At 64.7% G+C, this 19,783-nt stretch carries 20 protein-coding genes and 2 tRNA genes; 15 read left to right on the plus strand and 7 right to left on the minus strand.

Going from position 1 to position 19,783, the window contains the following annotated elements; genetic code table 11:
• Positions 1-84 precede the first annotated feature (84 nt).
• The 12 genes from VVT58_RS12170 to VVT58_RS12225 all read left to right on the plus strand — a co-directional run bounded on the left by VVT58_RS12170 (position 85) and on the right by VVT58_RS12225 (position 9,785).
• A tRNA-Leu gene (locus tag VVT58_RS12170) sits at positions 85-171 on the plus strand.
• Between the two features lie 336 nt (positions 172-507).
• Entirely contained in the window at positions 508-1,293 is a 786-nt protein-coding gene (gene lptB, locus VVT58_RS12175; protein WP_013847841.1) for an LPS export ABC transporter ATP-binding protein, read from the plus strand.
• A gap of 48 nt (positions 1,294-1,341) precedes the next feature.
• Positions 1,342-2,859, plus strand: coding sequence for an RNA polymerase factor sigma-54 (gene rpoN / locus VVT58_RS12180; protein WP_087574684.1), 1,518 nt, complete (start codon positions 1,342-1,344; stop codon positions 2,857-2,859).
• A gap of 68 nt (positions 2,860-2,927) precedes the next feature.
• Positions 2,928-3,779: a D-amino-acid transaminase gene (locus VVT58_RS12185; RefSeq protein ID WP_087574685.1), complete on the plus strand. Its 852-nt coding sequence runs from the start codon at positions 2,928-2,930 to the stop codon at positions 3,777-3,779.
• A gap of 242 nt (positions 3,780-4,021) precedes the next feature.
• Positions 4,022-5,026 carry a MarR family transcriptional regulator gene (locus tag VVT58_RS12190; protein ID WP_082748730.1) on the plus strand — a complete coding sequence of 335 codons (1,005 nt, stop codon included), beginning with the start codon at positions 4,022-4,024 and terminating at the stop codon, positions 5,024-5,026.
• Between the two features lie 85 nt (positions 5,027-5,111).
• A tRNA-Val gene (locus tag VVT58_RS12195) sits at positions 5,112-5,187 on the plus strand.
• 86 nt (positions 5,188-5,273) lie between these two features.
• A complete protein-coding gene (locus tag VVT58_RS12200; protein ID WP_176392369.1) occupies positions 5,274-5,447 on the plus strand; it encodes a hypothetical protein in 174 nt (57 codons plus the stop codon).
• Positions 5,448-5,504: 57 nt separating this feature from the next.
• Positions 5,505-5,732, plus strand: coding sequence for a zinc-finger domain-containing protein (locus VVT58_RS12205; RefSeq protein WP_066560832.1), 228 nt, complete (start codon positions 5,505-5,507; stop codon positions 5,730-5,732).
• 50 nt (positions 5,733-5,782) lie between these two features.
• Positions 5,783-7,225: a metalloprotease TldD gene (tldD, locus tag VVT58_RS12210; RefSeq protein WP_066560833.1), complete on the plus strand. Its 1,443-nt coding sequence runs from the start codon at positions 5,783-5,785 to the stop codon at positions 7,223-7,225.
• A 54-nt stretch (positions 7,226-7,279) separates the two neighbouring features.
• Complete coding sequence (locus VVT58_RS12215; protein WP_087574686.1) at positions 7,280-7,855, plus strand: DUF924 family protein; 576 nt, start codon at positions 7,280-7,282, stop codon at positions 7,853-7,855.
• A 153-nt stretch (positions 7,856-8,008) separates the two neighbouring features.
• Positions 8,009-8,347, plus strand: a complete 339-nt coding sequence (locus VVT58_RS12220; protein WP_013847864.1) for a P-II family nitrogen regulator — start codon at positions 8,009-8,011, stop codon at positions 8,345-8,347.
• A gap of 13 nt (positions 8,348-8,360) precedes the next feature.
• Positions 8,361-9,785 carry an ammonium transporter gene (locus tag VVT58_RS12225; protein ID WP_066560837.1) on the plus strand — a complete coding sequence of 475 codons (1,425 nt, stop codon included), beginning with the start codon at positions 8,361-8,363 and terminating at the stop codon, positions 9,783-9,785.
• Positions 9,786-9,890: 105 nt separating this feature from the next.
• On the opposite strand, the gene VVT58_RS12230 is transcribed toward VVT58_RS12225, so the two are convergent.
• The 4 genes from VVT58_RS12230 to crtY all read right to left on the minus strand — a co-directional run bounded on the left by VVT58_RS12230 (position 9,891) and on the right by crtY (position 14,182).
• Positions 9,891-10,850 (minus strand): phytoene/squalene synthase family protein, encoded by a 960-nt coding sequence (locus VVT58_RS12230; RefSeq protein WP_087574687.1) that lies wholly within the window; start codon positions 10,848-10,850, stop codon positions 9,891-9,893.
• Positions 10,851-10,930: 80 nt separating this feature from the next.
• Positions 10,931-11,512, minus strand: a complete 582-nt coding sequence (locus tag VVT58_RS12235; RefSeq protein ID WP_087574688.1) for a TIGR00730 family Rossman fold protein — start codon at positions 11,510-11,512, stop codon at positions 10,931-10,933.
• 11 nt (positions 11,513-11,523) lie between these two features.
• Complete coding sequence (locus VVT58_RS12240) at positions 11,524-13,008, minus strand: phytoene desaturase (RefSeq protein WP_066560843.1); 1,485 nt, start codon at positions 13,006-13,008, stop codon at positions 11,524-11,526.
• A gap of 13 nt (positions 13,009-13,021) precedes the next feature.
• Positions 13,022-14,182 (minus strand): lycopene beta-cyclase CrtY, encoded by a 1,161-nt coding sequence (gene crtY, locus VVT58_RS12245; RefSeq protein WP_087574689.1) that lies wholly within the window; start codon positions 14,180-14,182, stop codon positions 13,022-13,024.
• Positions 14,183-14,257: 75 nt separating this feature from the next.
• On the opposite strand from crtY, the gene VVT58_RS12250 reads away from it, so the two are divergent.
• From VVT58_RS12250 to VVT58_RS12260, 3 genes are all read left to right on the plus strand, one after another.
• Positions 14,258-14,530, plus strand: a complete 273-nt coding sequence (locus VVT58_RS12250) for a metal/formaldehyde-sensitive transcriptional repressor (RefSeq protein WP_066560846.1) — start codon at positions 14,258-14,260, stop codon at positions 14,528-14,530.
• Positions 14,527-15,516, plus strand: a complete 990-nt coding sequence (gene dmeF, locus VVT58_RS12255) for a CDF family Co(II)/Ni(II) efflux transporter DmeF (RefSeq protein WP_087574690.1) — start codon at positions 14,527-14,529, stop codon at positions 15,514-15,516. The genes VVT58_RS12250 and dmeF overlap by 4 nt, the downstream gene beginning before the upstream one ends.
• A 177-nt stretch (positions 15,517-15,693) precedes the next feature.
• On the plus strand, positions 15,694-16,002 hold the full coding sequence (locus VVT58_RS12260) for a hypothetical protein (RefSeq protein ID WP_087574691.1): 309 nt from the start codon (positions 15,694-15,696) through the stop codon (positions 16,000-16,002).
• A gap of 268 nt (positions 16,003-16,270) precedes the next feature.
• Here VVT58_RS12260 and VVT58_RS12265 read toward each other — a convergent pair whose 3' ends face one another.
• From VVT58_RS12265 to recQ, 3 genes are all read right to left on the minus strand, one after another.
• Complete coding sequence (locus VVT58_RS12265) at positions 16,271-17,455, minus strand: NAD(P)/FAD-dependent oxidoreductase (protein WP_087575255.1); 1,185 nt, start codon at positions 17,453-17,455, stop codon at positions 16,271-16,273.
• Positions 17,455-17,883 (minus strand): TIGR01244 family sulfur transferase, encoded by a 429-nt coding sequence (locus VVT58_RS12270; protein ID WP_087575254.1) that lies wholly within the window; start codon positions 17,881-17,883, stop codon positions 17,455-17,457. The genes VVT58_RS12265 and VVT58_RS12270 overlap by 1 nt, the downstream gene beginning before the upstream one ends.
• A 98-nt stretch (positions 17,884-17,981) precedes the next feature.
• On the minus strand, positions 17,982-19,754 hold the full coding sequence (recQ, locus tag VVT58_RS12275; RefSeq protein ID WP_087575253.1) for a DNA helicase RecQ: 1,773 nt from the start codon (positions 19,752-19,754) through the stop codon (positions 17,982-17,984).
• Positions 19,755-19,783: the final 29 nt, after the last annotated feature.

Here is a 19,783-nt window from a genome sequence, read left to right on the forward strand (position 1 = left end):
GATAGGTTGTTGCATGGCCCGAAAGCCTTTGCTAAGGGCCGCCTCCTACCAAGGCACCGGCCCCGCCGGTTTCCCTGTTGATGTGCGGTCGTGGCGGAATTGGTAGACGCGCAACGTTGAGGTCGTTGTGGCCGAAAGGCCGTGGAAGTTCGAGTCTTCTCGACCGCACCATTTTTCCTGAAAATCCAATAAGTCCTGTCATCACGCAATCCATGACGCAGCAATGCGTGCGTCGGCAGCAAATTGTTGACTTGTTGGAAAATGTTACTGATATGTTCTCGCCGTTTTGGAACGGAGTGAGATCATCGAAAGGCGGGCGGCTCTTCGCGCCATCGTCATTGAAAGCGGCCCTGTCAGTCCCAATCTTGCCGCGGGTCATGGCCTTCGTGCCGACAAAAACCATTTTCCCCCTTGCCCCGGCGGCGATCCCATGCACAAAGCTTGCCAATTGCCGTGCGGGTCATGGATTTATCCCGCGATCAACCATGCGGCAGCAAGGATAGTGTGATGGACGACGTCATGATGCAGGACCGGACAGCCCCGGCATCGCCCCTTCCCCCGCAGGAAGTGGGTGAAGGCCTGTCCGTCATCTCCATCGCCAAAAGCTATGACAAGCGCGTCGTGCTGGCCGACGTGTCGCTGACCGTCGGCAAGGGCGAGGTGGTGGGCCTGCTCGGCCCCAATGGCGCGGGCAAGACGACCTGCTTCTATTCGGTGATGGGGCTGGTGCGGCCGGACCATGGCCGCATCGTGCTGGACGGGCAGGACATCACCGGCCTGCCGATGTACCGGCGCTCCATATTGGGGCTGGGCTATCTGCCGCAGGAAACCTCGATCTTCCGTGGCCTCACCGTCGCGCAGAATATCGGCGCGGTGCTGGAACTGGCGGAACCGGACAAGGCGGCGCGGCAGGCGCGGCTGGAACAGTTGCTGGAGGAATTCGGCCTGACCCGGCTGCGCGATTCATCGGCCATGGCACTGTCGGGCGGCGAGCGGCGACGCTGCGAGATCGCCCGCGCCCTGGCGGCCAATCCGTCGATCGTGCTGCTGGACGAGCCTTTCGCGGGCATCGATCCGCTGTCCATCGCGGATATTCGCGGTCTGGTGAAGCAGTTGAAGACCCGCGGCATCGGCGTGCTCATCACCGACCATAATGTCCGCGAGACGCTGGAGATCGTCGACCGCGCCTGCATCATCTACGACGGCAAGATGCTGTTCGCGGGCAGCCCGACCGAACTGGTGGCCAACGCAGATGTGCGGCGGCTCTATCTGGGCGAGAATTTCTCGCTCTGACATGACCGGCAAGCGGCCCCTTCCAGACAGCGGCAAGGGGAAGGGCTGATGGCGCTCGCCCCCCGTCTCGACCTGCGGCAGAGCCAATCGCTGGTGATGACGCCGCAGCTTCAGCAGGCGATCAAGCTGCTGGCGCTGTCCAATCTGGAAATCGAGGCGTTCGTTTCGGGCGAATTGGAGAAGAACCCGCTGCTGGAGGCCGGAGTGCCCAGCGATGATTTCGCGCCGCCCGCCGACGGCGTGGACCGGGCGGCGGAACAGCATGACCTGCCCGCCGAGACTGGCGATGCCGACCAGTTGATCGGTCAGGGACTGGGCGCCGCGGATTCGCCGCTGGATGTCGACTATGGCGCGGAAACCTTCATCGACGATGGGCCGGGCGACCGGGTAGCGAGCGCGGCTATCGGCTCCAGCGGCCTGGACATGCTGTCCGGCGGCAGCGGCGAAGCGCCCGATTTCGACAGTTTCGCCAATCCGGAACAGGGTCTTCAGGAACATCTGATGGATCAGGCCCGCAGTGCCCTGTCGGGCATGGACCTGACCATAGCGACCCAGTTGATCGGACAGATTGACGAGGCGGGCTATCTGGAGGCCAATCTACTGGAAACCGCCCATGGCATGGGGGTGCCGCTCTACCAGATCGAACATGTGCTGGCGGTGATCCAGAGCTTCGATCCCACGGGCGTCGGGGCACGATCGCTGGCGGAATGTCTGGCTTTGCAGGCCAAGGAGGCGGATCGCCATGATCCCTGCATGGCGAAGCTGCTTGCCAATCTCGACCTGCTCGCCAGGGGCGCGCTGCCGCAGCTGCGCCGGATCTGCGGCGTGGATGAGGAGGATATGGCGGACATGATCCGCGAACTGCGCGGCTATGATCCCAAGCCCGGCCTGCGCTTTTCCACGGAAAGCGCCGCGCCGGTGACGCCCGACCTGTTCGTGCGGCAGACCCGCGAGGGCTGGTCGATCGAGGTCAACAGCACCACCCTGCCCCGCGTCCTCATCAACCGGAGCTATTATGTCGAGCTGGCTTCCGGACCGCAGGACAGGACATCGAAAGCCTGGCTGGCCGATTGCCTCGCCAGCGCCAACTGGCTGGTGAAGGCGCTGGACCAGCGGCAGAAGACCATCATCAAGGTCGCGAGCGAGATCGTCCGCCAACAGGAAGATTTCTTCCGCAAGGGCGTGGAGCATCTGAAGCCGCTGACGCTCAAAGCGGTGGCCGATGCGATCCAGATGCATGAATCAACCGTCAGCCGGGTGACGTCGAACAAATATCTGTCCTGCCCGCGTGGGCTTTACGAACTCAAATATTTCTTCACCAGCGGCGTTTCGGCATCCAGTGGCGACGGCGCGGTGTCGGCCGAAGCGGTCAAGAGCCATATCAAGGCGCTGATCGCGGCAGAAACGGCCGACGCCATATTGTCCGACGACACGCTGGTCGACCTGCTGCGGGCCAAGGGCATGGACATCGCCCGCCGCACCGTCGCCAAATATCGCGAGGCCATGGGAATCGGATCCTCCGTGCAGCGGCGGCGGCAGAAGGCGTTGCGCGGGCAAGCGGCCTGACGAAACCTATGCTTGACCCGGATGCGCCGCCAAGCCAGATCGGCCGCCCCATAACAAGGAACCCCATCATGTCCGTCGCCTATCTGAACGGCCGTTTCGTGCCGCTGGAGCAAGCCCAGGTCTCCGTGCTGGATCGCGGTTTCCTGTTCGCGGACGGCATCTATGAAGTCGCGGCGGTGATCGACGGCAGGCTGATCGACAGCGCATCCCATCTCGCCCGGCTGGAGCGGTCGACCGGGGCCATCGGCATCGCTCTGCCACTCTCCCTCCCGGAGATCGAGGCTGCACAGAAGGAACTGGTGGCCCGCAATGCGCTCACCGAAGGGTTGGTCTATCTCCAGATCACGCGGGGGGCCGACGCGACCCGCGATTTCCTGCCCTCGCCCGATATCCAGCCGACGCTGGTGATGTTCACCCAAGCCAAGCCTTTTCTCGACGTGCCCGCCGTGCGCAACGGCATAGCGGTCGTTACGATGCCCGACCTGCGCTGGGCGCGGCGCGACATCAAGAGCGTCGGCCTGCTGGCCCAGGCCATGGCCAAGCGCGCCGCTGCCGAAGCGGGCGCGCAGGAGGCCTGGATGGTCGAGGATGGCTTCGTGACCGAAGGCGCCTCCTCCACCGCCTTCATCGTCACGCAGGAAGGCATCGTCACCCGGCCCTATAGCCAGGCGGTGCTGGCGGGCTGCACCGGCGCGGCGCTGACCGCGCTGGCGGAAGAAAGCGGCATCGCCATCATCCGCCGTCCCTTCACCATTGCCGAGGCGTTGGCGGCAAGGGAAGCCTTCATCACCAGCGCCTCGACCCTCTGCCAATCGGTGGTGCGGATCGACGGCCAGCCCATCGGGGACGGCACGCCCGGCCCGGTGGCGATGCGATTGCGCGCACTCTATATCGACTTTGCCCGGCGCACCGCCGTTTGAGCAAAACAACGCGCAAAAGCTGATCCATTTCGGATGGAAAAAGATGCCGCCGTCATTTCCGCCATTTCGGCGGGGATCAAGGCTCCATTTTGGCAGTCCGTTATGGCGTTGCCGGAAAAGACCCGTTTACAGGGCGCTCGATGGACGCAATGGGCGGCACGAATCTCCATAATGGAGAATGGTCTGGCTGCGTAACGACGGCATTGCGATAAGCTGGAACAAACAGGACGGAGATTTTCGGCGTGGGTTTGGATCATGATGAGATCGGTTTCGGCGCATCCCTGGACCAACCCTTTGGCGCGCGGGATGAGCGGCCGGGACTGCTGATCCTGGCGAATGACATCTATCTGGACGATGCCGCGCTGCTGAGCCGGGCCGCGGGCCTTCGCCTGCTGGGCACGGTGCCGCTGGACCAGGCATCGACCCGGCTGGATGTGCAGATCGGCTGCGACATCATCCTGTGCTTCTGCCCGTCGCCCGATGCGATGATCGAGCGGCTGCTGGTGCAGATCGAGACATTGGCGTTGCAGAACGACATGCCGGTCATCCTGGTGGCTGATATGGAAACTGTCGACCTTGCTTATGCCTGCCTGCGCAGCGACCGGACGCAATTGCTTTGCAGGCCGGGCCATACGGACCTGGCCGCCGCCCTTCTGGCCGCCGCCCGCCAGACGCCGTCCGGATCCTTCCACGAAGCCAACCGGGACAATGAGGGTCTGCGGTTGCAGCAATTGAGCGATGAGGTGAGCCGCCTCGCCCGCACGCTGGAGGCGCTGACGCTTCGCCCCCGTCATGCGACGCCGTCCTTCGACCTGGGCCCGCGCATATCGGATGAGCCCAACGACTATATCGGCATGCCGTCGCTGGAGCCGATCGGCAGCGCCGCCAAATCCGCCGACGCCGCGAGCGTGGATGCGGCGCAGGTGCGCGACCTGCTGCGGGCGCGGCGGCTGCGCGACGATTTCCTGCCCGCCGATCTGTTCGCGGACCCCGCCTGGGACATGCTGCTGGACCTGCTGGCGGCGCGGCTGGAGCATGAGCGCGTGTCCGTGTCCAGCCTGTGCATCGCGTCGGCGGTGCCGCCGACCACCGCGCTGCGCTGGATACGGACGCTGACCGAACAGGGCTTTGTCGACCGTCAGGCCGATCCGCATGACGGGCGCCGCGTCTTCATCGCGCTTGCCGATCACACTGCCGAAGCGTTGAGCCGCTGGTTCACCGCCAGCCGCCGTTTCCTGTGTGCATGACGAATATGCCGTCATCCCCGCTTGACCCGCGCCCCGATTGCCGTAGATAGGCGCGCACCGGACGCCTGCGGTCAGGACGGGCATCGGGCGATTAGCTCAGTTGGTAGAGCGTCTCGTTTACACCGAGAATGTCGGCGGTTCGAGCCCGTCATCGCCCACCATGCCTTCCCTGGAGAAATCTGTTCCCGCTTGGGGCGCAATGGCGTAGGGTTCCGGCACCGGAACGCTTTGGTGAGGCAGTTGCATCATGTCTCTCACGCTTCTCTTTGCTGGAACGATAGCGCCCTTTCTGCTGATGGTGTCGCCGGTTTCGCTGGCCGCCGCCCGCGATTGCCTGGATTGGAACGCGCCAGCCAAGGCGGTGGACATCGCCGCGGAAAAGCCCTGCCCGAAAAGGAAGCCGCCCTTCCTGCTGATGTAAGGCTCCCGTCGCCACGGATATTGCGGCGCAACGCCAGCGCTGCTAATCGGTGCCGCCATGATCCAGCCGCCTGAAATCATCCGAGTCACCAAGTCCCGCGTCTCCTGTGACGGTTCGGGCGACATTCCCGCCGCGCTCGGCCATCCGCGCGTCTTCCTTGAGATCGATGAGCATGGCTATATCGACTGCGGCTATTGCGACCGCCGGTTCGTACTGATCGGCAGCGCCGCCGACACGCCGGAAATCGCCGGGCTGCCGGATATTTCCTCGGGCGCCAGCCTTTAAGCCTACGATTTTGATTGGGCTCGCGCCATGCCGCTCCTATATCGGACGGCATGACCGACGCTGCTCCCCAGTTCACTGATGCCCGTGGCCTGCTCTATCGCCCGGGCCTGCTCGATCCCGATGGCGCCCGCCGCTTGACCGCCGAAGCGCTGAAAAGCTGCGACGATGGCGAACTGTACCTGCAATATCGGGCGAGCGAGAGCTTCGGCTTTGATGATGGACGGCTGAAGACCGCCGATTATTCCACCGATGCGGGCTTTGGCCTGCGCGGCGTGTCGGGCGAGATGACCGGCTTCGCCCATGCCAACGACATCAGCGAAGCCGCGATCCGCCGCGCTGCCGAGACGCTGACCTTGCTCGATCCCGCCAAGGGCCAGCCCGCCCCGCCGCCGCAACACACCAACCGTCATCTCTACACCGACGTCAATCCGCTGGAGATCGTGCCCTTTGCCGAGAAGGTGACGCTCTGCGCCGCGATCGACGCCGCTGCCCGCGCCCGCGATCCGCGCGTCGCGCAGGTGTCGGTGAGCCTGGCAGGAAGCTGGTCGGTGGTCGAGATCGTACGCGCCGACGGCTTCACCGCGACCGACATCCGCCCGCTGGTGCGGCTCAACGTCTCCGTCATCCTGGAGGAAAATGGCCGCCGCGAGACGGGCGTGTTCGGGATTGGCGGGCGCTATCTCTATGATGAGGTGATGGACCCTGCGATCTGGAACCGGGCGATTGACGAGGCGCTGGCGCAGGCGCGGGTCAATCTGCGCTCGGTCGCGGCGCCGGCGGGCGAGATGACCGTGCTGCTCGGACCGGGCTGGCCGGGCGTGCTGGTGCACGAGGCGATCGGCCATGGCCTTGAAGGCGACTTCAATCGCAAAGGGACCAGCGCTTTCTCGGGCCGTGTCGGTGAGCGGGTCGCGGCGCCGGGCGTTACCGTGGTCGATGACGGGTCGATCCTGAGCCGGCGCGGCTCGCTCTCCATCGATGACGAGGGAACGCCGACGAAGGAAAATGTGCTGATCGAGGACGGCATTTTGAAGGGCTATATGCAGGATCGTCTGAACGCCCGGCTGATGGGCGTGGAGCCGACCGGCAACGGCCGCCGCGAAAGCTATGCCCATGCGCCGATGCCGCGCATGACCAACACCTTCATCAAGGGCGGCAATGACGATCCGGAAGAGCTGCTTTCCCGCATGAAGTCGGGCATTTTCGCGAAAAGCTTCGGCGGCGGGCAGGTCGACATCGTGTCGGGCAAGTTCGTCTTTTCCTGCACCGAAGCCTATAAGGTCGAGAATGGCAAGCTGGGCGAGCCGATCAAGGGTGCGACGCTGATCGGTGACGGGCCGACGGCGCTTACCAAGGTGATCGGCATCGGCAATGACTGGGCGCTGGACGAAGGGATCGGCATGTGCGGCAAGGCCGGGCAGAGCGTGCCCGCGGGCGTGGGCCAGCCGACCCTGCTGATGGAAGGCCTGACCGTCGGCGGCACGGCGACCTGAGGCAGCAACGCCACGGGCGGAGGAACCAGCGTCAAGGTCCGTCTTTATCCTTTCATGAACATGTTGACCGACAGCCATGATGCAGTGACCGCCGACTGGGCGGCCGCTTTGCTGGATTTCTGGTTCAATCAGACCGGCGAGCAGGGTTGGTGGAGTCATGATCCTGCATTCGATAAAATCTGCCAGGCAAGGTTTCGCGCCTTATGGGAAGAAAAGCGGCAATTGCCCGCCGAGGAATTTCTGGAGCGCGCCGATGACGCGCTCGCGGCGGTGCTGCTGTTCGACCAGTTGCCGCGCAATATGTTCCGGGGTTCGCCGGCCGCCTTCGCCACCGATCCGCTGGCGCGCGATGTGGCACGCGGGGCCATCGCCCATGGCTATGACATTCAGATCGGCGGAGCCGGGCGGTTGTTCTTCTACATGCCGTTCCAGCACAGCGAGGCGCTGGACGATCAGAAATTTTCGATCAGCCTGTTCGAGGGAGCGGGCGATGCGCGGTCCCTGGCGTTCGCGCAGGAACATTATGCCACGATCGAGCGCTTCGGCCGCTTTCCGCATCGCAACGCCCTGCTGGGGCGTCCAACCTTGCCCGAAGAGGCCGAGGCGGCGGCACGGGGCGCTGGCTGGTAAAGCTGCCCAATTTTTAGGCAGGCAGGCCTATATGCCTGTTTTTTTGGCGGCACATTCTAAGGCGCCCCATGAAAACCCCGCATTAACGCGCCTTTAAGAAACTGGCACGCCTCTTGCTGAGTATGTCGCCGCACACCAGTAACAGGGGGCGACATGAAACTTGTCATGGCTATCATCAAGCCGTTCAAGCTTGACGATGTCCGCGAGGCACTTTCCTCGCTTGGCATCGCCGGCATGACGGTGAGCGAAGTGAAGGGCTTCGGCCGCCAGAAGGGGCAGACCGAAATCTATCGCGGCGCCGAATATTCGACCAACATGGTTCCGAAGATCAAGATCGAGGTGGTCTGCGACGACGACCTTGCGCCACGCGTCGTGGAAGCCACGCAGGCGGCCGCCAATTCGGGCGCCATCGGTGATGGCAAGATCTTCGTCCTCGATGTCGAGCAGGCGGTGCGCATCCGTACCGGCGAGACCGGCGAAACCGCACTGTAAGAAGGGGGAATTGATGACCTTTTCCAAGAAGCTTTGCGGCGTGATGGGGGCAGTCGGCCTGTCCCTGCTCGCAGCCGCACCGGCGCTGGCCGCGCCGATCAAGGGGCCAGACGCCGCCGCCATGGCCGCTATGGTCAACAAGGGCGACGTCGCCTGGATGCTCGTCTCGGCCGCTCTGGTCCTGATGATGTCGGTTCCCGGCCTCGCCCTGTTCTACGGCGGCCTGGTCCGCACCAAGAACATGCTGAGCATCCTGATGCAGGTGTTCATGATCGTCTCCGTCGCCGGCCTGGTCTGGTGCTGCTGGGGCTATTCGATGGCCTTCACCTCGGGCGGATCGAACCCGTTCTTCGGCGGCCTTTCCAAGGCTTTCCTGATGGGCGTCGACGGCACGACCTATGGCGCGACGTTCAGCAACAACGTCTATCTGCCCGAATTCGTGTTCGTGGTCTTCCAGATGACCTTCGCCATGATCACCCCGGCGCTGATCGTCGGCGCCTTCGCGGAGCGCGTGAAATTCTCTTCGCTGATCGTGTTCGTCGTGCTGTGGCTGACCGTGATCTATTTCCCGATGGCCCACATGGTCTGGTATTGGGCCGGCCCGGACTTCCTGGTTGATGCGCCTACCGACTACGGCTTGCTCTGGGGCTGGGGCGCGCTCGACTTCGCGGGCGGCACCGTGGTGCACATCAACGCCGGTATCGCCGGTCTGGTGGGCGCGCTGATGATCGGCAAGCGCGTCGGCTTCCCCAAGGAACCCATGCCGCCGCACTCGCTGACCATGACCATGATCGGCGCCAGCCTGCTGTGGGTCGGCTGGTTCGGCTTCAACGCCGGCTCCAACCTGGAAGCCAATGCCGTCACCGGCGTCGCCTTCATCAACACCATGGTCGCCACCTGCGCGGCGGCGGTGAGCTGGTCGCTGGTCGAACAGGTCCACCATGGCAAGGCTTCGCTGCTGGGCGCGGTCACGGGCGCCGTGGCCGGTCTGGTCGCGATCACCCCGGCTGCGGGCTTCGCGGCTCCGATGACCTCGATCGCGCTCGGCTTCGTCGTCTCCCCGATCTGCTACATCTTCGTGGCGTTCGTGAAGGGCAAGGTCGGCTATGACGACAGTCTGGACGTGTTCGGCGTGCACTGCATCGGCGGGATCGTCGGCGCCATCGGCACCGGCATCGTCGCGGCTCCCTCGCTGGGCGGTCAGGGCGTGTTCGACTACACGGTCTTCCCGGCGGCCTTCCATCCGGAAGCCTACAGCATCCCGGCCCAGGTCTGGATCCAGGTCAAGGCGGTGGTCTTCACCCTGCTCTTCTCCGGCATCGGCAGCGCGATCCTCTACTTCATCATCGACAAGACCCTGGGTCTGCGTCCGAGCAAGGAAGCCGAAATGGAAGGTCTCGACCTCTCCAGCCACGGCGAACGCGCTTACAACTATTAAGCTTCGGCAGGGCGGGCCGGAAAGAACGGCCCGCCCGCTTCACGATGTTCCTCCTGCGAACATGCCTCGGGACCGGTACGCAAGTATCGGTCCCTTTTTTGCCTGTCAGCTTCGAGGGCGGGTCCAGAGCGTGGCCGGACGGAACGTCGCGGCAGGCCAGCGGTGGGCACGGCCCGGAACCTGGAGACCCGCGCGCAGCACCCAGCCCAGCTTGTCACTCTTTGGGGTGGTGACGCGGTGGTCCCAGGCATGTTCGCCCCGGCGGGCGACTTCCCGGGCGATGTCGCCATAGATGCCGGCGGCGGCGAGGACTGCCCAGGCGGATCGGGGCGGCAAGACCCCGGTGCCGTGGCGGGCGCTTTCCTCATAGGCGGCGGCCATGTCGGCCAGGCGGCGGGCAAGGATCGCAAGGCGCGGGCGGACCCAGGGTTTCATATGCTCGCCGGGCGGGATGTCCATTTCGACCAGCCATTCTTCCGGCAGGTAGCAGCGGTCGGCGGCTTCATCCTCGCTGATGTCGCGGGCGATATTGGCGAGCTGAAAGGCCAGGCCCAGGTCACAGGCACGGTCCAGCGTGGCTTCGTCATCGGGATCGACGCCCATCAGGATCGCCATCATGCAGCCGACCGTGCCCGCGACATGATAGCAATAGCGCAGCATGTCCGCCTCGCTGCGGGGGCGCCATTCGCGGGCATCGAGGGCGAAGCCTTCGATCAGGTCGTGGGCGTAGCGCTCCGGGATCGCGCATTCGCGCATGACGAGGCCGAAACCGTCGAAAGCCGGATCGCCGGTCGGATCGCCCCGGAGGGCTGCACTGGTAAGGACGCGAATGGTGGAGAGGCGGGCCTGGCCGTCCGCGACCCCGCGCATCGTGCCGCCATGGTCCTGGCCGTCGGCTATGTCGTCGCATTTGCGGCACCAGGCGTAGAGCAGCCAGGCGCGCTCGCGAGTCTGGCGGTCGAACAGCTTCGAGGCGAGCGCGAAGGATTTGGAGCCGCGAGCGATGCTGTCGCGCGCTTGGGCAACGAGGGTGGAGCGGTCAGGAAGAGAGGTGAGAGGAGGCATGTTCTCGACATGCCCTCCCCCGCCCCTCGCGTCGAGTCACTTGCCTCGCCGCGACGCAAGCGGGAGGCGAGGGAAAAAAGTCAGAGACGTTCAGCCTTCATAGCGAAGATCGTCTCATGCGGTTGATAGGCCGCCATCTTGTCCAGCAGCGCTTCGATCGCATCGGCATGGATCAGGATATGGGCATGCTGGGCACGGATGAAACCCGCGCCGACCATATGCCGGTTGAAGGCGATAAGCTGGTCGTAGAAGCCCGCGACGTTGAGCAGGCCGACCGGCTTTTGGTGATAACCAAGCTGCGCCCAACTGATCGCTTCCCACAATTCGTCCATCGTGCCGACGCCGCCCGGCAGGGTGACGAAACCATCGGACAGGTCGGTGAAGAGCTGCTTGCGCTGGTGCATGGTCTGGACGACGCGCAGTTCGGTGCAGCCGCGATGGGCGACTTCGGCCCCCACCAGCGCTTCGGGAATAACGCCGATGACTTCGCCACCCGCTTCCAGCGCGGCGTCAGCCACTGCGCCCATCAGGCCGAGGCGGCCGCCGCCATAGACGACGCCGATGCCGCGCCGGGCAAGGACGCGCCCGACATGGCGGGCGGCCTCGACATAGATGGGATCAGCGGGGTTAGCCGAGCCGCAATAGACAGCCAGTCTCTTCATAAATCCTTCGCTTATTGAGCCAGATCTTCCAGCATCAGCGCGGCCGTCGCCTTGGCGCTGCCGACCACGCCGGGGATGCCTGCGCCCGGATGCGTGCCCGCCCCCACCAGATAGAGGTTGGGAATGACGTCGTCGCGATTATGCGCGCGGAACCAGGCGCTTTGGGTGAGCAGCGGCTCCAGGCTGAAGGCGCTGCCGAGATGCGCCGACAGGTCGTGGCGGAAATCAGGCGGCGCATAGTGGAATTGCGTGACGATGCGCGAGCGGATGTCGGGGATCAGGCGGTGCTGGATCTCGTCGAGGATACGTTCAGCATAGACCGGCGCGAACCGTTCCCAGTCGATCGGCAGCTTGCCCAGATGCGGCACTGGCGCAAGCGCGTAGAAGGTCGAATGGCCCTCCGGTGCCATGCTTGGGTCAGTGACGGTCGGGTGGTGCAGATAGAGCGAGAAATCCTGCGGCAGCACGCCATAATCGTAAATGTCGGTCAACAGCCCTTCATAGCGCGGGCCGAACAGGATCATATGGTGCGGGATACCCGGCCAGCTTCCCTTGATGCCGAAATGCAGGACAAACAGGCTGGGCGACCAGCGCTTGCGGGCGAGCTTTTCCGCCTGTTTCTGCCCACGCGGATGGTGGCCGATCAGGTCGCGATAGCTGTGCATCAGGTCGGCATTGGAGGCGACGGCATCCGCCTCCCCCCGCCAACCCGAAACGGTGCGCACGGCGACGGCGCGGTCGCCATAGGTTTCGATCTGCACCACCGGATCGGCCAGGCGCAGCGTGCCGCCCAAGCGCTCGAAATGCGTCGCCATCCCCTGGACGAGGCGATTGGTGCCTCCTCGAGCGAACCAGACGCCGCCATCCTTCTCCAGCTTGTGGATCAGCGCGTAGATCGAACTGGTCTGCATCGGATTGCCGCCGACCAGCAGCGTGTGGAAGGAGAGCGCCTGACGCAGCTTCTCATTCTTCACATGGGAGGAAACGACCGAATAGACCGATCGCCACGCCTGATGCTTCATCAGCGCGGGTGCGGCCCGGACCATGGAGGCGAAGTCGAGAAAGGCGACCGAACCAAGCTTGCGATAGCCCTCCTCATACACGCCGTCGGCATAGTCGAGGAAGCTTTCATAGCCTGCGATATCTTCGGGATTGAGCTTGGCGATCTGGGCGCGGAGCGCGGTTTCGTCGTTGGAATAGTCGAAATTGGTGCCGTCACGCCAGTTGAGCCGATAGAAAGGCGAGACGGGGACGAGGCTGACATCCTCCGCCATGTCATGGCCGGAAAGGCGCCAAAGCTCGCCCAGGCAATCGGGATCGGTGATGACGGTCGGCCCGGCGTCGAAGACGAAGCCGTCCTTTTCCCACATATAGGCCCGACCGCCCGGCCGGTCCCGCGCTTCGACCAGCGTGGTATCGATTCCGGCGGATTGCAGGCGGATGGCGAGCGCAAGGCCACCAAAGCCCGCGCCGATGACGATCGCTTTCCGGTTCATCGGAGCCTGTGCATCAGGCGGGAGGGTTCAGCAATGCTCGCATGGCGTCCCTTATGGGCACCGGGGGCCGCCCGCACAAGATGCGGATGCGATCCCCGAGCGTGGAGCGCCCCGCATAAAATCGACCGATCAGGGAAGGGCTAAGCCGATAGAAACGCTCGAAGATGCGCCAGCGCTGCTCGGGCCGGGCCGCGCCGAACAGCATGCGGCCGAGCAGCCGGCAATAGCGCCCCTGCCGCCAATGGATGGCGGCCCATTCCCGCGTCACATGCGCCAGCAGGCGCCCCTCCATCGGCCATTCGTCCGCAAGGCGCAGCGCGAAGCGCACCGCATCGGGCAGGGAATAGCCGGTCATGGGCTGGAACATCGCGGCCCTCACCCCAGCCCGCGCCACAGGGTCTGCCTCCGGCCAGAAGCGGTCGAAATCGCCGCCATGGACGACCGGCAGGACGCCGTTCTCGCTGTGGACGACCGCCTCGACCTGCCAGCCCTGCGCCTGCGCATAGGCGGCGATCCGGGCATCGAGCGTGGGCCCGTCAAGGTCCGGGGTGTCGCTATAATAGGTATCCTCGACGAAGAGGGTCCGCTCATCCCGGGGCAGCAGATAGACGAAGCGATAGCCGTCCAACTGCTCGACGGTGGCGTCCATGATGACCGGGCGGGCAAGGCCGTGCGGGGCATGCAGGCGCAGGGTCTGGCCAACGAATTTCTGCCAGCCGCAGCGCAGGACGGAAAGATCGCCTCCCCCTCTGGCGTCGAGCACCGCCTTGGCGCGGATGATGCGGCCATCGGACAAGGCGACGGTGGTGGGCGTCAATTCAGCGGCCTGCGCGCCGGTCAGCACCGCATCGCCAAGCACCTCGCGAACATGGGCGTCGAGCCGTGCCGATATGATGCTGTTATAAGGCATGGCAAGCTGACGGCTGTGACCGGGGAAGCGAACCTCATAGCCTTCAGGCCAGCGACGGGCGATCAGGGGCTCGACAAGCCAGCGGTCCCCGGCATCCACATCGCTGTCGAAAAAGGACCAGATATGATTGCCGCCCAGCGTGTCGCCGCTTTCCAGCAGCAGCAGGGAGACATCGGGATGGCGCGCGGCGAAGGCGAGCGCGGTCAGGCTGCCGGCAAGGCCACCGCCCACTATCGCCAGGTCGCAATCGGTCATGGTCGCCATCGCACCCTTGTTAGGGGGTACGCGGGGAAATGCACGGATTGATTTCCGGTAGAATATAGGATAGGGGGGTACCCTATGCATATCATAGCGGATCGGGACAAGCTGCTGGCGCGGGTGCGGCGCATCGCCGGGCAGATCGGCGCCGTCGAACGGCAATTGTCGGGCGATGCGGGCTGTTCGGAAACGCTGCAACTTGTCGCCTCCGTCCGGGGGGCCGTGGGCAGCCTGATGGAAGAACTGATCGAGCAGCATATGCGGGAACATGTCGCCCGCCCAGGCATCAGCGATGAAACGCGACAGGCCGCGGCAGAGGAAATGCTGGCGTTGATCCGGCGTTACGGGAAATGAGCATGCATGACGATCACCGCCATGGCGGCCATCACCATCATGAAGGTCATGACCACGCGCATGACGTCCCGGTGGCCAATATGGAAGATGGCGAGGAAAGCCATTATTTCGACCATATCTACCTGGCCCATGGGCATGACGAAAATGCCCGCAAGACGATGTGGGTGGTGTGGCTGACCGCGGCGACCATGGTGGTCGAAATCGTCTTCGGCTGGCTGACCGGGTCGATGGCCTTGCTGGCCGACGGCTTCCACATGGCGACCCATGCGGGCGCGCTGGCGGTGGCGGCCGCCGCCTATGGCTATGCCCGGCGGCATGCGCGCAATCCGCGCTACACCTTCGGGACCGGCAAGGTCGGGGATTTGTCCGGCTTCGCCTCCGCGTTGATCCTGGCCTTCACCGCTTTGTTCATCGCCGTCGAATCGACCATGCGCTTTTTCGAGCCGGTGAAGGTGGCCTTTGGCGAAGCGACGCTGGTCGCGGTGATTGGCCTGGTCATCAACCTGATCAGCGCGCTGCTGCTGGGGCATGACCATAGCCATGACCATGGCCATTCCCACGATCATGATCACAAACCGGGCCATGCCGACAATAATCTTCGCGCCGCCTATGTGCATGTGCTGACCGATGCGCTGACGTCGGTGCTGGCGATCGTGGCCTTGCTGGCCGGACGCTATATGGGCTGGTGGTGGCTCGACCCTGCCGTGGGCCTGCTGGGCGCGGTGGTCATTGCCCGCTGGGCCTGGGGGCTGATGCAGGATACCGCCGCGATCCTGCTCGACACGGCCGAACCGGCGCTGATGGCGCGGATCAAGAGACTGGCCGAGGCGGAAGGGGCGACCATCCACGACCTGCACGTCTGGCGCATCGGACCGCATGCCCATGCCGCGATCATCAGCCTGGCCCCCGGCGCCGATGTCGCCGCCGTGCGCCGTCAGGTCCACGCCTTGCCGCGCATGGAGCATGTGACGGTGGAGTGCGGATAGGAAGCGCGCCCGACACCCTTACCCCGAAGAGGTAATCCTTAAGGGTTAGGATGGCGAAACTACCGGACACACAGACAATTTCCTGCGATAGCGGGTTGGGAATGGCTTGACTCGACTCAGGCAGCCATCCAATTTCCCCTACGGAAACAAAGAAAATACCGTCGGAGAGGAGGCCTTATGCCTGTTGCGAAGCCCTTTGCGGGAAGGATTTTCCACGCCCTCTTGATGGAATGTTTGGCCGAACAGCGACGGCCCACCGACGATGAGGTGGACTCGGTCGCTTCCAAGATCTGGCAGGACAGCCATGGATCGATGACCGGGCAGGACTGGCGCGATGTGGCCAAGGGAAGTGATGCGCACCGGCAGATGATCAACGCAGCCCTGATGGCCCTCGGCGCGGCTCCGTCGGCGCGGATGTCGACCCTTTCGAGCGGAAAGCAACGCCGTGAAGAATCCTGTTCGAGAATATTCTCCGTAGCATCTTGAAACGGAAAAAGACTTTCCTATTTCGTTCTTGTCCCGGCTCTCCTCCCCCCTTCCGCCGGGACATCCCTCTTTGTGGCCCCGGCGTCCCCTTGCGCCGGGGCTTTTTTTGGGTGAGCCGGTTTCGCTAGGGCCAATCGACATTCAGATGATGACGTGCCGAAAATGGTGGTTTTTCGTGACCCGGAGCGCAGCGTACTAAAAGTACGTGAGCACCGGAAGCACGGAAAAGCGCCATTTGCAGGCCGTCAGGGCTGAATGTCGATTGGCCCTAAATAAACTGGCCCGCCACCCAGCCGCTTGCCCATGCCCATTGGAAATTATACCCGCCCAGCCAGCCGGTGACGTCGACCGCTTCGCCTATGGCGTAAAGGCCCGGGAGGTGCCGCGCCTCCATCGTCTGCGAAGACAATCCGGCGGTCGAGATGCCCCCGATGGTGACTTCCGCCTTAGCGAAGCCTTCCGTGCCATTGGGGGTGAAGGACCAGGCCGAGAGGCGGCGTTCGGCGTCCTGGAGCTTGCGGTCCGGGATATTGCCGAGATCGCCGGGAAGCGCGAGCCGCTCCGCCAGGGCATCGGCCAGGCGATCGGGCAGGTGACCGCGCAAGGATTGCGTCACCGTGGCGCGGGGTTTGCTCCGCTTCGCCTCCGTCAACCAGCCTTGCGGCCGGTCGGGCAGGAAGTCGAGGGTGATGGCTTCCCCATGCCGCCAATAGGAGGAAATCTGCAGAATCGCCGGGCCGGACAGACCCCGATGGGTGAGCAGCGCGGCTTCACGGAAGGTGGTCTTGCCATGGCGGGCGATGACTTCGGTCGAGACCCCCGAAAGCGAGCGGAAAAGCAGGTCTTCGCCGCCCAGGGTCAAGGGGACGAGCGCCGGTCGAGGCTCCACGACCTTCAGACCAAATTGGCGGGCAAGGTCGTAGGCGAAGGCGGTCGCGCCGATCTTCGGGATGGAGGGGCCGCCGGTGGCGATGACGAGTGCGGGGGCCGTGGCGGTGCTGTCGCTATGGGTGACGCTGTAACGGCCGTCGGCGTGGGTGACGGAGGAAATGGCTTGGTCGAGCCGGATCGCGACGCCGCCCGCTTCGCATTCGGCCAGCAGCATGGCGACGATCTGGCGCGCGCTTTGGTCGCAGAAAAGCTGGCCCAGCGTCTTTTCATGCCAGGCGATGCCATGGCGTTCGACAAGCGTGAGGAAATCCTGCGCGGTGTAACGGCCCAGCGCCGATTTGGCGAAATGCGGATTGGCCGACAGATAGCGGTCGGGCGCGGTGTGGATATTGGTGAAGTTGCAGCGGCCGCCGCCGGAAATCAGGATTTTCTTTCCCGGCTGGTCGGCATGGTCGATGACGAGGACGCGCTTGCCCCGCTGGCCCGCCATGGCCGCGCACATGAGGCCGGCGCCGCCAGCGCCCAGGACGATGGCGTCATAGGTTTCCGCTGTGGAAGCCATCAACCGGCGGCGAGCGCGTCCATGATCTGGCGGACCGGGGCGACGTCATAGCCAGCCGACGCGGCCTGTTCGGTGAGGGCGGCGGGGTGATCGCCCGCGCGAGCGCGGGTCAGCGCCCAGAGCAGAGTACTGCGCGTGCCGGAACGGCAATAGGCCAACACCTTGCCTTCGCCCGCCTGTTCGAGCGCGGCGGCCATGCCGTCGAGCTGCCATGGGGCGAAGCCGCCATGGGCGACCGGGACGGCGGCATAAGCGATTCCAGCGGCCTTGGCGGCGGCTTCGATTTCCGCGCCGTTGGTCTGGCCCGGTTCCTCGTCGTCGGGGCGGTTGTTGACGATCATCGTCACGCCCAGCGCCTTGGCCTCCGCCACCTGATCGACGCTTATCTGCGGGGCAACGTAGAGATTAGGCGTGAGCTGGCGGAACATGGGCGGGACTCCTTCTTCGGACGTGCCATGCTCCTAAGAAGCGAGCGTTTCAAGGGATAAGGCTGTAAAATGCCATGCTCCTATCCCTTACTTTCCGGTCAAAGATAAGACCGGATCGCCGCCAGAAACGCATCGCCATAGGCGTCGAGCTTGCGCTGGCCCACGCCGCTGATGTGGCCCAGTTCGGTGAGCGTGGTGGGCCGCTGCTCCGCCATTTCGCGCAGGGTCGAATCGTGGAAGACGACATAGGGCGGCACGCCCGCTTCCTGCGCCAGTTCGCGACGGCAGGCGCGCAGGGCGTCGAACAGCGGATCGCCCACGGGGTTCTCGGCGCTGCCGTTGCGGGCGTTCTTGCGGCGGCGTTCCTTGCGGGGCGGAAGGACCAGGCTGACCTCTTCCTCGCCGCGCAGAATCGGGCGGGCATTGGGGCCGAATTCCAGGCCGCCATGTTCGTTCGTCTGGAGCGCATCGCGAACCAACAGCGCGCGGGAGACGGGACGGAGCAGCGCCGTCTCCTCGCCGTCGACGATGCCATAGACCGAGATCTTGTCATGGCCGCGCTCGCGAATCTTGTCGCTGACGGCACCGGTCAGCACCTGCTCGATATGGCCGACACCGAAGCTCTGGCCGGTGCGATAGACGGCGGACAGGAATTTGCGGGCGGTCTGGGTCGCGTCGATGCTGGGCGGCGGATTGAGGCAATTGTCGCAATTGCCGCAGCCCGGCGGAGGATTCTCGCCAAAATGGCGGAGCAATATGGCGCGGCGGCAGGTGCCGGTTTCGACCAGCCCGCCCAGCGCCGTGATGCGGACGCGCTCGCCCTGCTGGCGGAGAGGGTCGAGTTCCCCAATCCTTTGCCGGGCGCGCGCGAAATCGTCGGCGCCCCAGAAAAGATGCGCTTCGGCGGGTTCGCCGTCGCGGCCTGCGCGGCCGGATTCCTGATAATAGCCTTCGATCGACTTGGGCAGCGCCGCATGGGCGACGAAGCGGACGTCGGGCTTGTCGATACCCATGCCGAAGGCGATGGTCGCGATCATCACCATATCCTCGCTGGCGATGAAGGCGGCCTGATTGGCGGCGCGGAGCTGGGGCTCCAGCCCGGCATGATAGGCGCGGGTCGGGCGGCCCGTCTTGGCGAGAGTCTCGGCCAGTTTCTCGGTCGCGGCACGGGTGGGCGCATAGACGATGCCGGGGCCGGTCCGGCTGGCGATCAGGTCGGAGAGCTGGCGTGGCAAACCGTCGCGGGGGTGGACGGCGTAGCGGATGTTCGGACGGTCGAAGCCCGCGATGATCAGGCCGTCGCGGGGGATTCCCAATTGGACCAGGATATCGTCGCGGGTGTGATGGTCGGCGGTGGCGGTGAGCGCAAGGCGCGGGACATCCGGAAATTCATCCAGCAACGGACGCAGCAGGCGATAGTCCGGGCGGAAATCATGGCCCCATTCGGAGACGCAATGGGCCTCGTCTATGGCGAAGAGAGCGATTTTGGCGCTGCGCAGGAGGTTGCGGAACCCCTCCCCGCTGGCGCGTTCGGGCGCGACATAGAGCAGGTCGAGATCGCCATTGCGCAGCCGGTCCTGCGTCTCGCGCCAGTCGGCGTCGACGCTGGTGAGGCTGGCGGCGCGGATGCCGACTGCCTGCGCGGCGCGAAGCTGGTCGTGCATCAGCGCGATCAAGGGGGACACGACGACGCAGCAGCCGTCGAGCGCGACGGCAGGAAGCTGGTAGCAGAGCGACTTGCCCGCGCCGGTCGGCATGATCGCGAGCGTCGGCTGGCCCGCCATGATGCGGCTGACCACCTGTTCCTGCACGCCCCTGAAGCCGGGAAAACCGAAAACGTCGTGGAGGAGGGTCGGGATGTCGGGACGCATGCGGGATGGCTCTAGCGGCTCAATCGGCA

This window comes from Sphingobium sp. SJ10-10 (assembly GCF_036038995.2).
Classification (GTDB): domain Bacteria; phylum Pseudomonadota; class Alphaproteobacteria; order Sphingomonadales; family Sphingomonadaceae; genus Sphingobium.

Coding starts and splice junctions, on each gene's coding strand:
- VVT58_RS12185 (WP_087574685.1), top strand. CDS start 2,928: ATGTCCGTCGCCTATCTGAACGGCCGTTTCGTGCCGCTGGAGCAAGCC.
- recQ (WP_087575253.1), bottom strand. CDS start 19,754: ATGCGTCCCGACATCCCGACCCTCCTCCACGACGTTTTCGGTTTTCCC.
- crtY (WP_087574689.1), bottom strand. CDS start 14,182: ATGGCGACCATGACCGATTGCGACCTGGCGATAGTGGGCGGTGGCCTT.
- VVT58_RS12265 (WP_087575255.1), bottom strand. CDS start 17,455: ATGGCTTCCACAGCGGAAACCTATGACGCCATCGTCCTGGGCGCTGGC.
- dmeF (WP_087574690.1), top strand. CDS start 14,527: ATGAGCATGCATGACGATCACCGCCATGGCGGCCATCACCATCATGAA.
- VVT58_RS12215 (WP_087574686.1), top strand. CDS start 7,280: ATGAACATGTTGACCGACAGCCATGATGCAGTGACCGCCGACTGGGCG.
- VVT58_RS12270 (WP_087575254.1), bottom strand. CDS start 17,883: ATGTTCCGCCAGCTCACGCCTAATCTCTACGTTGCCCCGCAGATAAGC.
- VVT58_RS12240 (WP_066560843.1), bottom strand. CDS start 13,008: ATGAACCGGAAAGCGATCGTCATCGGCGCGGGCTTTGGTGGCCTTGCG.
- tldD (WP_066560833.1), top strand. CDS start 5,783: ATGACCGACGCTGCTCCCCAGTTCACTGATGCCCGTGGCCTGCTCTAT.
- VVT58_RS12260 (WP_087574691.1), top strand. CDS start 15,694: ATGCCTGTTGCGAAGCCCTTTGCGGGAAGGATTTTCCACGCCCTCTTG.
- VVT58_RS12250 (WP_066560846.1), top strand. CDS start 14,258: ATGCATATCATAGCGGATCGGGACAAGCTGCTGGCGCGGGTGCGGCGC.
- VVT58_RS12225 (WP_066560837.1), top strand. CDS start 8,361: ATGACCTTTTCCAAGAAGCTTTGCGGCGTGATGGGGGCAGTCGGCCTG.
- VVT58_RS12200 (WP_176392369.1), top strand. CDS start 5,274: ATGTCTCTCACGCTTCTCTTTGCTGGAACGATAGCGCCCTTTCTGCTG.
- VVT58_RS12220 (WP_013847864.1), top strand. CDS start 8,009: ATGAAACTTGTCATGGCTATCATCAAGCCGTTCAAGCTTGACGATGTC.
- lptB (WP_013847841.1), top strand. CDS start 508: ATGGACGACGTCATGATGCAGGACCGGACAGCCCCGGCATCGCCCCTT.
- VVT58_RS12235 (WP_087574688.1), bottom strand. CDS start 11,512: ATGAAGAGACTGGCTGTCTATTGCGGCTCGGCTAACCCCGCTGATCCC.
- rpoN (WP_087574684.1), top strand. CDS start 1,342: ATGGCGCTCGCCCCCCGTCTCGACCTGCGGCAGAGCCAATCGCTGGTG.
- VVT58_RS12205 (WP_066560832.1), top strand. CDS start 5,505: ATGATCCAGCCGCCTGAAATCATCCGAGTCACCAAGTCCCGCGTCTCC.
- VVT58_RS12230 (WP_087574687.1), bottom strand. CDS start 10,850: ATGCCTCCTCTCACCTCTCTTCCTGACCGCTCCACCCTCGTTGCCCAA.